Below are 14,268 nucleotides of genomic sequence, written 5' to 3'. Positions count from 1 at the left end.
AAGCGCCTAAAAAAAATGTAGCGAAAAAGCCTGCAGAAAAGCAATCGGTTCCTAAAACAGCAGCGCCTAAAACGCCAGCGACCAAAACTGCTGCGACGAAAAAAAACGCCAGCAAAAAAGCGGCGACTAAAAAGCCTAGAGTAAAAAGGGTCGTTGCTAAAGCTAAGCCGTCAATGTGGAAAAAACTGTGGTCAATCGGCTGGAAACTCGGCTTGATTGGCATCGTGGTGGTGAGCTCTTACGGCATCTATTTAGATCAAATTATTGCCCGTAAATTTGAAGGGCAAAAATGGCACTTACCCGCACAAGTGTTTAGCCGTTCAATGGCCATTTATCCCGGCGCAGCCATAAACCATCCGCAGCTAATGGCGGAGCTAAAACTGCTTGGCTATCGTAAAGTGGCCAACCCTCGTCAAGTGGGCGAGTTTTCAGCATCCAGTAGTAAAATTGAGCTTTGGCGTCGACCATTTTTACACCCAGAAGGCGATCAAGCAGCTCAGCGGGTGATGATTTCATTTGACTCTCAAGGGGTCAACTCAGTGCAGCGCATGAGTGATAAGCGTCAATTAGCAGTATTTCATTTAGAGCCAGTATTGCTGGATCGCATTTTGGCTTCTGGCGCTGAAGACCGATTATTTGTGCCTACCACAGAAATGCCCCAAGCTATTGTCGATGCCCTGATTTTGGTCGAAGATCGCAGTTTTTATCAGCATCATGGGGTTAATCCATTTGCCATTCTCCGCGCCGCTATCGTCAATGTGACCGCCGGGCGCACAGTTCAAGGTGGTTCAACCTTAACTCAGCAATTAGCCAAAAACTTCTTTTTAACCAGTGAGCGCTCAATTGTGCGTAAAATCCGTGAAGCCTTAATGGCAATCATCATTGATTTTCGATACAGCAAAGAAGAGATACTCGAGGCTTATTTAAATGAAGTGTATATGGGGCAAGACAAGGCGCGTGGCGTTCATGGTATGGGCTTGGCGTCGCAGTTTTACTTCGGCCGTCCTATCGCGGAGCTAACAGTATCCCAACAAGCCTTTTTAATTGCCGCCATTAAAGGGCCATCATACTACAACCCTTGGCGCTCACCTGAGCGGGCGCAAAATCGCCGCGACTTGGTGCTGCGATTACTGATGGAAGATGATCGCTTAACCGTTGAGCAATACAAAGCGGCGGTAGAATCACCACTCGGGCTGCGTGATTTTAATAAATCAGTACATCAAAAACTGCCAGCTTTCTTTGCGGTGGTAAAACAAGAGTTACGAACGCGTTATGGTGATAGCTTACTGCAGCAATCAGGGGTCAAGGTTTACACCACCTTAGATCCAATGGCTCAGGATGCTGCTGAGAAAGCCGTATTAAGCACCATGAAATCACTGGATGAACGCACTAAAAACGTGCAAGTAGGGATGGTGGTAACTGACAAATACACCGATGGCATTGCCGCCATGGTAGGGGATAGAGTGCCAAGCTTTGACGGCTTTAACCGCGCAGTGGAAATTCGCCGCCCGATTGGCTCGTTAGTGAAACCATTTGTGTATGCCACTGCATTGCAACAAGGCAGTAAATATAATTTGGCGACCCCAATAGCTGACAAACCGATCACCTTACAAAATGGTCAAGGTAAAACCTGGTCGCCACAAAATGTGGATCGAAAATTCCGTCAACAGGTGCCATTATTAGATGCATTTAAAAACTCAATGAATGTACCAACGGTGAATATTGGTATTGAATTAGGCGTTGATAATGTCGCTAAAACCATGGCTAATGCGGGTTGGTCCGATGCTATACCTCGCTATCCATCAATGTTGTTAGGGGCCATTAATGGCTCACCTTATATGGTGGCGCAGGCTTATCAAACCATTGCCAATAATGGCCGTTATCGACCATTAACATCAATAACTGCGGTGCTTGATACTAATAATCAACCATTGAAGGTAACGCGTGAAAGTGCCGTTCAAGGAATGGATCCTGCAACCGATTTCTTGGTGCAATATGCGATGAATCAAGTGGTCAAAACCGGCACTGCTAAACGCTTGGGTCAAGCATTCCCTAATGTAGCTCTAGCGGGTAAAACCGGCACCAGTAATGATAGTCGTGACTCTTGGTTTGCAGGCTTTGATGAGCGTAACGTGGCAGCTATTTGGGTTGGTCAAGACGATAACAGTAAAACGGGTTTATATGGCTCAAGCGGCGCAATGGCAGTGTACCAAGCATTTTTAAAGCAGCGTCCGCCGTTAGGTTTAAGAATGACGCCGGCAGATGGCATAACCCAAGGTTATTTTGATAAAGACACTGGCGTGGCAAAACAAGCCGATTGTGACAATGTGATGGCGCTGCCTGCCACACGTGACAGCTACAAGCCTGCTGCAAACTGTGGTGAGCCCTTGTCTTGGTGGCAAAAAATCATCAATTAACACTCAGCTGAGTCAGCTTTATAATCTTAATGATTAATTAGGCAGAATAAAAAATGGCTACTCGTTTGAGTAGCCATTTTTATTGTGTCGGTATTTAGCGAGCTTACCTTTGGCTTAAGTTTATATCGCTTAACTAAAGCTTAGCTAAATCTTAACCTAAGCGATTAAAACTTATAGTGATAACCGAGTGTTGCCGTTTGCGGCTTACCAGCAAAGATAGAACCATGAATGCGGGTGGTCATATAGGTTTCATCCAATAAGTTATCAACGGTTAAGTAGACTTCAGATGCATCATTAATGAAGTAACGAGCCGATAAATCCACAACGGTTTTATTGGCAATTAATTCTTCTGCAGGGATACCACCTTGATCGGCGACGGTGCGCATATCAGAGGTATAACGACCTGCAATAGTGACTTGCCATGCTTGTGCTTGAACGCCTGCAGATAAGAACAGTTGGTTATCAGGTAAATAAGGCAGTTCATCACCTTTTTCAACGTCGCCCCATGACTCAAAGTCAGAGATGAATGCGTTTTGGAATTCAGCATTGCTGAAGGTGTAAGCCATTTTTACCGGGAAACTAATCTCGCCTGTTTGATTAAATTCATAACCTAAACTTAGTTCAATGCCACTGACTTCAACTTCACCAGCATTGTATTGATTACCGATATTGTCATCATCACAACCTTGAGCCGCGGTGCAGTTACCATGCATATTGCTGTAATCACTGTAAAAGGCGATAGCTTCAGAGTTTAATGCACCAGTGTTGTAACGAACACCTGCTTCATAGTTCCAGCTTTTTTCTTCTTTACCGTCATCATTACCGGGGGCGCTAGGGGCAAAACCTTGCTGAATGCCTGCGAGCACAATTAAGTTATCGGTTATTTGGTAAGTTGCTGCAACTGAAGGTAAAACCACATCAAAGCTGTTGCTGATATCTTTATCTGGTGCGCCTTCACGGCCGACGTTAGTTTTACCCCAATCACGACGCTGGGTGGTGACATCTTCATAACGTAGACCGGCAGTAATGGCTAAATCACCGAAGGTCATCTTATCTTGAACATAAAAAGCAAACGCTTCAGCACTATCAATACGGTTTGAATCAGAACCAGGAGTGCCGCTATTAGTCAGCGACATCACTTGGTTAGCGCCTAACTCATAGGTATCAACCCACTGGAAGCGATCCATTTCATCTTCATGGTAACGAGCGCCAATGGCTAAGTCATGGTCGCCCACTAGCCAATTTAGCTCAGTTTGAATACCTTGGGATAGGTAGTCACGGTTATTGGCTTTCACTTCAACATCAATCGCAGCTGCTGAAGCAGGATCGCGATCAAAATCAGCCGCAGCTTCAATACCACCGCTACTTAAACTTTGACCCGCCACTTTATTGGTTTTATACCAGTTGCGGTGGAAGTTGTTGTAATAAGCCGTGGTCGCAAGTGATACAGTCGAGCTAAAGTCGATGATATGGTTTAACTGAATTTGCTTGTGATCAGTGCTCATTTCATCTTTTTGAGAGGCAGAGTAACGCATATAAGGTGAAGCGTTATAATCATCTTCAGTTAAACCCATGTAAGTTTCGTTAGACACTTCATCTGAGTACTTTAATTTTAATTCAAGGCGTTGCTGATACTTGGCATCGTCGCTACTATCAATACTGATTTTCGCTAAGGCATCGTTTTTCACAAAACCAGTATCACCACCAACACCATTAATGTCGCGAAAGCCATCAGCTTGATAACGGTAAATTTCTGCTACCGCGCCAACGCGTTCGCCTTGACCGCCTGCATGGGCATGTACTTTAGCAAAGCCGTCTTGTCCTGCGGCCACATCAATACCGCCAGCCAGTTCTTCCACTGGGATTTGACGAGAAAGCATATTGATAATACCACCAGTGGTGCGAGGGCCGTATTTAAGGGTCGAGCCGCCTTTCATGATCTCAACGGTTTGCATTCTACCAGAGGTTGGAAAGTAGTAAGCCGCAGGAGAAGCATAAGGCGCAGGCGCCGCTAATACTCCGTCTTCCATAATGGTGATTTTTTCAGAACGATTTTGACCCGTGCCACGCATACCAATATTTGGACGTAAGCCATAACCATCTTCTTCTTGCAGATACACCCCAGGCACAGACGCTAGGGTGCGCATAATGTCGGTGTATTTGAAGTTTTCAATTTCAGCGTCACCGATAACATGAGCACTACCGGGAACATTATTAACCGGATTGGCACTGCCAAAAATTGAGATTTGCTCCATGGTGGCATTGGTTGCAGGATCTGTATCGGCAGCAGATGCTGAAAAAGCGCTGAATAGGGCAGTGGCTAAAAGACTAATTCGAAGGCTGTGTTGAGTCATGTAAATCTCCAAAGGCGAATTGCAAATATAATGAAAATGGTAATTGTTATCATTTGTATCCGTATTGTGATGGAGTTTACTTAATTAATTACTAAAATCAACATTTGAGTTAATAATGTTAACTCAAATGTTGGAGTTGGATTAGTATGATGTGGTTCGCTTCACAAATAGTGAGGTAAGAGCATAGTGCTGCAGTCGTGACAGCGATTAAGTCATCGGCTGAGTTTATGTGAATTTTTGCTGTAAACTCGATTCACAATAAACCCAACTCAATAAGAGATGGATATCTTTAACGAATAAGAATGGATGTATATGTTTTTGTCACCTTATTACGCTAAGCAAGACCAAAGTGTGTTTATTTCTGCTTTGCAAGCGAGCAATTTCGCCAAGCACGTCGCTGAAGACTTTAATCCTATTCATAATGTTGGCGCTAAACGCTTCTGTGTTCCTGGTGACTTACTGTTTGCTTTAGTGCTCACAGAGTTCGGCTTGAGCAAAAAAATGAAGTTTAAGTTTGCTGGCATGGTCGGTGATGGCGTTGAGTTAATTCTGGATCAGCAAGCCGGTGAACAATTTAGTATTTGTGACAACAAAGGCAAAGAATACCTGCATATCGAACGTGAAGGGGCGCTTTGTCAATGTGATGTACAAAAAGCGGCATTCATCAAAAGTTATGTGGCGTTTTCTGGGCTTAATTTTATTCATGTACTCGTGCCGATGATGAAACAGTACGGCATGATGATTAACCCAGCCAGACCTTTGGTTATTTATGAAAGTATGTCTTTTCAATTAGATACTTTCGATTTCACTGATATGAGCCTTGAATTGGTTGAGCAGGATATGCAAATCAATGGCAAACGCGGTGATGTGACCTTGCAGTTTGCCTTAAAAAGCGCAGGTAAAGTCATAGGCTCAGGTATCAAAACCCTAGTGTTAAGCGGTTTACGCGAATACGATGAGCTGCAAGCGCAGCAAATGTGTCATAGCTATGAAAGCAGTAAATTAGCTTAACTTCTGAAAGTTAAGTTTTAGTTAGCCAGTAGTAAATTAGCATTATTCCATTTTAAAAATGCGATATTCCGTTTTTACATTATGCTTTAGGTAGGATACGTCCATAAGTTGATTATCGCTTGAGGTTTATATGAAAAAATTATTACTGGTTTCGCTTTCTTTTTTAGCATTTTCAGCTAGCGCGAATATTATTTATGATAAAACGGGCGTGAATGAAAAAGATTTTGTTTTCGATCAATATCAATGCCAAGAAATGTCACAGCAAGTTCATAAAAATACTGAATCTCGTGGTGCCATTAGTAGTGGCCTTAAAGGTGCGGCAGTCGGCGCAGCGGGCAGTGCCATTGCTGGTGGTAGTGGTTCACATGGTGCTAAAACCGGCGCCGGTATTGGTGTTGCTGTAGGCTTGCTAGGTGGCGCGAAAGATAGAAGAGCCAATGAAGCCAATTACGAAGCAGAGAAAGAAACAGTAGTGCGTAACTGCATGGCAAATCGCGGCTACAGCATTTTAAACTAATCTAAACCGCTAGCGCTTAGTACTTATCGCTTAGCGTTAGTAAACAATAAACCATGCTTTTTAGCATGGTTTTTTTATTGGACTTTTACCCTATTTTACTCGGCAATCTATATCCGCTTGCCCAAATTGGCTTAGCACGGCTTGTTGCTGGAGAGTCCAGAAACTAACATTCTGCCCTTGGTATTTCGCCCCAGATGCACTTAGCGTCAGTAATGTTAATAGCGGATTTTGCTGCGCTACCGTGACAGCTCTTGAATCTGCAATTGGATCAGCAGTTGGAGCTAAGCTTAGGTTCAATATTGCTGCAGGTATCGCAGTTTGGTTATAAAAATAAACCCTAATACTCATCAGATTGTTGTTCGATGGGGGATCACATTGATATTGTACCGCCTTAGGTACGTCAAATACCGCAGCGGCGATCTGTAATTCGGTTAGCCGTGAAGTATAGGCGTAAATCACGCACTGTTTAATATCGTCAGCCTTCCAACACTCATTACGGCCTTTTATCCAGCCTCGCTGAAAAGCTTTAAGTTGCGCTAATGCATCTACATCTAAATCAGCATCTGCGCCTAGCTGGGAAATTGACTTTTTGAACACTTGATTGAGCTGTATATCAAGCTGTGCCAATTGACTATCTTGGCAAATAAGCTGCTCCACTTCGCCACTTGCTTGCTGGCAATCAAAAGCAGGCGCTAACTTATCAGCTTCAGTGGCTTGAGTATTAGCTAATACCTCATGATCACTCAGTGCAATGGCCTGAGTGCTCGCGCAGTAACTCAGCAATAACAGTAATGCTCTTATAGCCATGATAGACAATCCTATTTTTAAAGGTGCTTAAAAATAAATCATAACCTATCTGGCTAATTTAGCTTAATCGATCATGAGCTTAATCCAACAGCTCAACTCAGCAGTAACAGCTTTAGGCTTTGATATTAATGTTATGGCCTGAGTTACCAACCGGTGGTGGCAGCGCGGCTTCAATTAATTGAAGGGCCATTTCACCTTCAATTTTTTGCTGATCTTTTGCAATTACAGCAACTTTGAGGCTACTACCTGAATCGATATTGGTCGGCATTGATGATGGAGCATTGATGGAAAGTGCCATAATATTATTACTCTAATTAGCGAAACCTAAATGGGTTAATGATTTATCGGCCAAAATAAGGAAAGGTAGATAATATTTTTGTATTAATCTGTATCAGCGCAGTAATGGCTAATGGTCTATCAGTATATTGTATTGTGCGCAATTTAAGTGTGATAAACTGATAATCGCTTTGGCTATGCAGTAGTTGTGATTAAGCTGCACATCAAATACTGAGCGCCATAGATATTAGAATTTTGCGAGAAAGTAAGCCTGTGACTAGGATTTAAGGAATGATTATGAGTGAAAAGTTTGATGCATTGGCATTAGAAAACCAAGTATGTTTTGCGCTTTATAGTGCCACCAATGCGGTCGTGCGCGCTTATCGGCCACTACTTGATGAACTATCACTAACCTATCCGCAATATTTAGTGATGATGGTGCTGTGGAAAGAGCCCGGGATTAGCGTTAAAACCTTAGGTGAAAAATTACATTTGGACTCAGGCACCTTAACACCGTTACTAAAAAGACTGGAAACAAAGCAACTGGTTATCCGAGATCGCAGTAAAGAAGACGAGCGGGTTAGGGTATTACAGTTAACGCCCCAAGGACTGGCTTTAAAACGGCAAGCGAGCCAAATTCCACAATTGATGCGCTGTAAAGTCGGTGGCAGCGCAGATGAATTACAGCAATTAAAGTTACTCAGCGAGAAAGTGTTAGCGCAATTACAAGCCTAACTAGACTCAATGAGCTATCGAGTCTATTGTCATCAAACTGTGCGGTCAGAAAAAGTACGCTGTCATAAAAACGACACCAAAGCGTCATATAATTAATCTAGTGACGGGGTTGATAGCAAGCTGGTATTAATGATCTCGTATCAAACTCTTATTATTTAAAACTAATTATTTAAACCTCATTATTTAAACTTAAGCCAGTGATGCTATCGCCAGCTTATCTCTAAACGGAATTGGACAGCTTATGTGGCAAATATTTACCCGCTTTTTAGCCTTAGGTTTAGTCAGTTTTGGCGGCCCCGCAGCGCATATTGGTTATTTTAGGCAGACCTTTGTTAGCGAGCTTAATTGGCTCGATGAAAAACGCTATGGCAGCTTTGTGGCGTTAAGTCAGTTTATGCCAGGGCCGGGTTCGAGTCAGGTTGGCTTTGCTATTGGTTATCATCGCGGCGGCTTAGCAGGCGCAATAGCCGCATTTTTGGGTTTTACCTTACCGTCTTTTATGTTGCTGTTCTTACTCGCCATAACCAGTGCCAAGTGGCTTGAAGCCGATGCGGTTGTCGGCATAATCCACGGCTTAAAACTGCTGGCAGTAGTGGTCGTTGCTGATGCGACATTGGGAATGTTTAGCCAATTTTGTCAGCGCAAAACCGCCCGGGTTATTATGTTGCTTACCGCAGCTTGCTTGATGTTACTCCCCTCAATGCTGACCCAAATTATCGTATTATTGCTGGCGGCGATAATGGGCGTGGTATTGCTCACCAAAGGCGAAAATATTACCCCAGAAAATAGCCCCATTAAGCTTAACTATGGCTGGTTAGCATTATTTATCATTGGCATAGTGTCGACGTTTTACTTTATTAATCAAACTGGCACCCTAGGCCAAGTATTTGCACAATTTTATCAGGTGGGCAGCTTAGTGTTTGGCGGCGGTCATGTGGTGCTGCCACTGCTGGAAGCCAATGTCGGTGAGCTGGTAAGCCCAGATCGATTTCTAACCGGTTATGCACTAGCGCAGGCGATTCCTGGGCCTATGTTCACCTTGGCGACCTTTTTAGGGGCCGATTTATGGTTGGAGCAACCCATTTTAGGCGCTATTGTGGCGACCATTGCCATTTTTGTACCGGGATTTTTACTGATGCTGGTGGGGTTAAAAAGCTGGCATGCTATCAGTGAGCGACCGGTTATATCAGGTGCTATTGCTGGAGTGAATGCCGCAGTGGTGGGGTTATTGTTTGCCGCACTTTATTCGCCAGTGTTTACCTCAGCGGTGCTATTACCTATTGATATGGCATTGGTGTTATTAGGCTTTGGCGTGCTGAAAATCTTTAAGCCCAACATTGTTTTGTTAGTAGCAGGGTTTGCCGCTACAGGGGCTTTGTTAGCCGTGCTTTAACTAAATACGATATCGCGATAAAAAAAGGCAAGCTTGGTGATATACCTAAGCTTGCCTTTTTTATCAGTTTTTACGTCAGTTTTACTTCAGTTAAGCGTGAAATTACACCGCTGTGGCTAACTCCGCTTTAACGGCGCAGACTTTAAACTCAGGTATTTTGGCCACCGGATCGACTGCGTTATTGGTTAACTTATTCGCCGCCGCTTCAGCAAAGTGGAACGGTAAGAATAAAACGCCCGCTTGCGCTCTCTTAGTGACAAAGGCGGCAATTTCAATTTCGCCGCGGCGTGAACTCAGTTTTAAATTATCGCCATTACTCACCCCAAGACGCTCAGCATCAAACACCGACATCATCACTCTTGGGGTACCTAAAGTATCTAAACCGCTGGTTTTTCGGCTTAAGGTACCGGTGTGAAACTGCTCTAATAAGCGACCTGTAGACAATACCAATGGATACTCATCACAGGTAGATTCGGCTGGGGCGCGATAGCTCACGGCGGTGAATATACCTTTGCCTTTAATGGGCTGCTCCTGATGCAGCACGGGCGTTCCCCTATGTTGCTCATCACGGCAAGGCCACTGCAGCCCTTTACTTGGCGTGCCATGTTTATCAGCACTTAAACGATCCCAAGTGATCCCTTGATATTGCGGGGTCACTTGATTGATCTCGTTAGTGATCGCTTGCTCGTTAGCGTAGTGCCAGTTAGCGCCCAGTTTATTGGCAATATCTTGAATGATTTGCCAGTCAGCGCGGGCTTGTCCCGGCGGGGTTAATACTGCTTCTAGGCGCTGCACTCGGCGCTCTGTATTGGTAAAGTGGCCCTGTTTTTCAGCAAATGATGCCGCAGGTAGCACCACATCTGCATACTTGGCGGTTTCAGTTAAGAAGATATCTTGCACCACTAAAAACGGCAGCTTCTCCAAAGCTTCAAGCACATGGGCTTGATCTGGGTCGCTCAGCACAGGGTTTTCGCCCATAACGTATAAGGCTTTAACTTTGTCTTCGGTAATGGCATGCATCACTTCAGTGGCCGTTAAGCCCTCGGTGGCTGACAGCGGCGTTTGCCACTGCTGCTCAAATTTCTCACGCACCACAGGGTTATCAACCCGCTGATAGCCAGTGTAGTAATTTGGCAGCGCGCCCATATCACACGCACCTTGAACATTACTTTGGCCACGCAGTGGATTAATGCCTGCACCCACTTTACCTAAATTGCCACAGAGCATTTGCAGGTTAGCGATAGCAGTGACATTGTCATGGCCTGAGGTGTGCTGGGTTATGCCCATAGCGTAGTAGACTGCGGTTTTCTCCGCTGTGCCAATATAACGCGCCATTTGGGCAATATCCTCAGCGCTAACCCCACAAATCTTGGTGGCATTTTGCAACTGATATTCAGGCTTAAGCACTTCTTGCATCACTGCATCAAAGCCTTGGGTATGGGCGTTGATATAGTCTTTGTCATGCCAATCATGACGAATGATCTCAGCCATAATCGCATTGAGCAGCACCACATCAGAGCCGGGCTTTTGCGCTACGTATAAACAGGCATCATCAGCAATGGAGACACGTTTTGGGTCGGCAACGATCAAGCGGGCGCCATGGGAGCGAATCGCTTGTTTAATTCTTGAGGCAATTATCGGGTGCGCATTGCAGGTATCTGAGCCTAAGATAAAGATTAAGTCAGACTCTTTGATCCCCGGAATATCATTGGTCATTGCGCCGCTACCCAAACTTAGTTGCAGGGCTGACACAGTACTGGCATGACACAAACGGGCACAATGGTCGATATTATTGGTGCCTAATACGCTGCGAACAAACTTTTGAATGAGGTAGTTATCTTCATTGGTGGCTTTGGCTGAGGCTAAAGTGGCAATGGCATCAGCGCCTGCTTCAGCTTTAACCTTGGCAAAATTATCGGCGATGGTATCTAGCGCTTCATCCCAACTGCAGGGGATCAGCTCGCCCATTTTACGAATAAGCGGCGTGGTTAAGCGTTGCTCGCTTTGAATAAAGTCAAACCCAAAACGGCCCTTAACGCACAACATGCCATCGTTAACATCAGAGTGTTTACTGCCTTCAACATGGCAAATTTTGCCTGTGGTCGGTGACACGCTGACTTCGATACGACAACCCACACCACAGTATGTACAAATGGTCGAGGTGGTCGTTAACTGCTCTTCATCGCCTTGGCGTTTATCACGGGCATCAACCAGCGCGCCAGTTGGGCACACTTGCACGCAGTTACCACATTGCACACAATCACTGTCGGCCATGCTGGCACTAAAGCCAACCCGAGGAGCTTGGCGCTCATCGGTTAATTGATTCGGTAATGCTTGGAAGCTGTCTTTAGTGAACTTAATGGCATTGTGACCACTTTGCTGACCACAAATATCGACGCATTTGCCGCAGCTAATACAGCGGTTGGCATCAAACTGAATAAACGGGCTGGTTTTATCCACCGCAAATTGGCGCGCATTGGTGCTGTCTAATTGCTCCGCTTGCACATGATACTCAGTGGCATAATCACGTAATTTACAATCGGTATTGGCCTGACAAGCACACTCTAAACAGCGGGCGGCTTCTTGCATTGCTTCATCGGGCGCATAGCCTAACTCCACTTCATTGAAATTTAGCTGACGCTCAATGGCGCTAAGCTCAGCCATTTTGTAGCGAGGTTTTGCTGCAATGCTGGGGTATAACTCGGCTGATAATTCAGCGGTTTTAGGCGCTTTCGTTGCATTAAATGGTTTTGGGGTTAAGTCGCAATTGAGCCCCTCGTGTAGCAATTTATTAATGGCTACAGCGGCTTTACGGCCATCACCAATGGCCGCTACTGCTGTCGCTGGGCCGCGGCGAGAGTCACCAATTACAAACAGTTTATCAACCCCTGCAGACATAGTGTGCTCACAGCCGATAAAAGTATTCCAGCGAGTTAGCGCCAGTTCACCTGTGGTGAGGTGACTGGCTGGATCTTCCATAAAGCTCATATCTGGGGTTTGCGACACCGCAGCAATGACAGTATCAAAGGCTTCAATAAAGCTTTCGCCAGTGGCTTTTGGTGAGCGCCGCCCTGATGCATCAGGTTCGCCCAAGGCCATTTTCGCCAGTTCAATGGCGCTGACTTGGCCGTCTTCATTAGCGATATTGTTAAGCGGATTAGTTAAAAAGTGAAACTTAACCCCTTCAACTTCAGCTTCATGAATTTCATAAGGCTCAGCGGGCATATCAGCACGGGTACGGCGATAAATTAAGGTGACATCATGGCCTGCGCGCACGGCGGTGCGGGCGCAATCAATGGCAGTATTACCGCCGCCAATCACCGCGACTTTATGACCGATTTGATAGCTTTGCTCGGTGCAGTAATCTCGTAAGTAATCGACCCCTAAGTAACAGCCTGTTAGATCACTGCCCGGGTAGTTCATCGCCACTGCTTTTTGGGCGCCAATGGCTAAACACACAGCATCGTAATCATCGGTAAGTTGTTTTAGATGAACATCTTCACCAAGGCGGGTATTAGTGACAATGTCTAGGCCATTTTGGCTAAGTAAATCAATTTCTTTATCAAGAATATCTTTAGGTAAGCGATACTCAGGAATGCCATAGCGCAGCCAGCCACCCGCTTTGGGCATAGACTCAAAAATGCGCACCTGATGGCCTTGGTTTGATAAAAAGTAACCGGCGCTTAAACCAGCAGGGCCACTACCAATAATGGCGACTTTTTTACCAGTAGCTGGCAGCTTTTCAATTTGATAGCTGTGCTCATCGGCAAGGTCTAAATCGGCGGCGTGGCGCTTTAATTGTCTAATAGCCACTGGCTCATCAACCAAGCCTCGGCGACATTCGGCTTCACAAAAGGCCGGGCAAACACGGCCAATAGACAGCGGCAAAGGTAAGGTTTGCTTAATGACTTTTACCGCTTCGGTGTGATTACCTTGGGCGATATGAAACAGGTAACTTTGAATATCCACCCCTGCAGGGCAGGCTTGCTGACAGGGCGCTTCACAGTCAGCAAAGTGATCAGACAAAATAGTGGTTAACGCTGCTTGGCGTAACTTGCTTAACTCAGCGGTTTGAGTGGTAATGTGCATGTCACTGGCAACAGGGGTTTCACAGGCTTTTACTTTGCGGCAGCTGCCATCGTGATTTTTGATATCAACCACACAAAGATTACAGGCTTGTTTGCCATCGCTGTGTTTGCCATGACTGCGCTGGGTATTGCCGTTTGCAGGATCGCATAAGCTAGGAATGTTTATCCCGCCATCGCGAGCGGCTTGAAGAATATTTTTATCAGCACTGACAGTTAACGCAATGCCATCTATTTTGAGAGTAATCATCACTAGGCCTTGTAGGGGTTATTACAGGCTAAATTTTCGCCCTTTATTAGCTCTACAAAATATACCTATTTTTAGATGAACAGAATCAAGCTGAGTAAGTGGAATAAGCTTTTGTAATCGCCATCACGCTTGGGTGTGGTTTTGTGACTTAATCTGTTTTGCTTTAGCTTTAAGTGGGATTAGGTCGCAAATTTGGGGTTAAATTGATCTTGGTGCTATTGGTAGTTGATCGCTGCCATATTCGAGTGCTGATAAAAGTTTAAAGCTAAGGGGAGTAACGTGCAGATTTGAAAGAGATTGTTGTAGATGTGCTGAATAAAAGGCCCGATTATGTCGCAGGTTAACGTTTTTTTAGCAATTAATTCTAAGCCGGTTACATTACCAGTCAGCGGCTTGATGAACCATTTTTAGCTATAGTAATGC

General features: G+C 45.0%; 9 protein-coding genes. 5 read left to right on the top strand and 4 right to left on the bottom strand.

Going from position 1 to position 14,268, the window contains the following annotated elements; all coding sequences use genetic code 11:
* The first annotated feature begins 173 nt into the window (after positions 1 to 173).
* The gene (gene mrcB / locus Q4546_RS11520; RefSeq protein WP_303446313.1) at positions 174 to 2,417 is read left to right on the top strand and encodes a penicillin-binding protein 1B; all 2,244 of its coding nucleotides are present in this window, start codon (positions 174 to 176) and stop codon (positions 2,415 to 2,417) included.
* Positions 2,418 to 2,581: 164 nt separating this feature from the next.
* Here the strand turns inward: mrcB and Q4546_RS11515 are convergent, their stop codons facing one another.
* Positions 2,582 to 4,771 carry a TonB-dependent receptor gene (locus tag Q4546_RS11515; protein WP_303413357.1) on the bottom strand — a complete coding sequence of 730 codons (2,190 nt, stop codon included), beginning with the start codon at positions 4,769 to 4,771 and terminating at the stop codon, positions 2,582 to 2,584.
* Between the two features lie 312 nt (positions 4,772 to 5,083).
* On the opposite strand from Q4546_RS11515, the gene Q4546_RS11510 reads away from it, so the two are divergent.
* Together Q4546_RS11510 and Q4546_RS11505 are read left to right on the top strand one after the other, a co-directional pair.
* Complete coding sequence (locus Q4546_RS11510; RefSeq protein ID WP_102435732.1) at positions 5,084 to 5,782, top strand: DUF3581 domain-containing protein; 699 nt, start codon at positions 5,084 to 5,086, stop codon at positions 5,780 to 5,782.
* Positions 5,783 to 5,912: 130 nt separating this feature from the next.
* Positions 5,913 to 6,299 (top strand): RNA polymerase subunit sigma, encoded by a 387-nt coding sequence (locus Q4546_RS11505; protein WP_076543163.1) that lies wholly within the window; start codon positions 5,913 to 5,915, stop codon positions 6,297 to 6,299.
* Positions 6,300 to 6,389: 90 nt separating this feature from the next.
* Here Q4546_RS11505 and Q4546_RS11500 read toward each other — a convergent pair whose 3' ends face one another.
* Both Q4546_RS11500 and Q4546_RS11495 read right to left on the bottom strand, forming a co-directional pair.
* Positions 6,390 to 7,106, bottom strand: coding sequence for an MliC family protein (locus tag Q4546_RS11500; protein WP_303446304.1), 717 nt, complete (start codon positions 7,104 to 7,106; stop codon positions 6,390 to 6,392).
* Positions 7,107 to 7,218: 112 nt separating this feature from the next.
* Positions 7,219 to 7,404 (bottom strand): cytoplasmic protein, encoded by a 186-nt coding sequence (locus Q4546_RS11495; protein ID WP_076543161.1) that lies wholly within the window; start codon positions 7,402 to 7,404, stop codon positions 7,219 to 7,221.
* 275 nt (positions 7,405 to 7,679) lie between these two features.
* Here Q4546_RS11495 and Q4546_RS11490 point away from each other — a divergent pair, with 275 nt between their 5' ends.
* Entirely contained in the window at positions 7,680 to 8,117 is a 438-nt protein-coding gene (locus Q4546_RS11490; RefSeq protein WP_241901103.1) for a MarR family winged helix-turn-helix transcriptional regulator, read from the top strand.
* A 241-nt stretch (positions 8,118 to 8,358) separates the two neighbouring features.
* Positions 8,359 to 9,510, top strand: coding sequence for a chromate efflux transporter (gene chrA, locus Q4546_RS11485; protein WP_102520650.1), 1,152 nt, complete (start codon positions 8,359 to 8,361; stop codon positions 9,508 to 9,510).
* A gap of 102 nt (positions 9,511 to 9,612) precedes the next feature.
* Here chrA and fdhF read toward each other — a convergent pair whose 3' ends face one another.
* Positions 9,613 to 13,845: a formate dehydrogenase subunit alpha gene (gene fdhF / locus Q4546_RS11480; protein ID WP_303446303.1), complete on the bottom strand. Its 4,233-nt coding sequence runs from the start codon at positions 13,843 to 13,845 to the stop codon at positions 9,613 to 9,615.
* Positions 13,846 to 14,268: the final 423 nt, after the last annotated feature.

Origin of the sequence: Shewanella sp. 4_MG-2023, assembly GCF_030548015.1 — a bacterium.
GTDB lineage: Bacteria > Pseudomonadota > Gammaproteobacteria > Enterobacterales > Shewanellaceae > Shewanella.
Note: the sequence above shows the minus strand (reverse complement) of the source record. Positions and strands in the feature narration are given on the sequence as shown.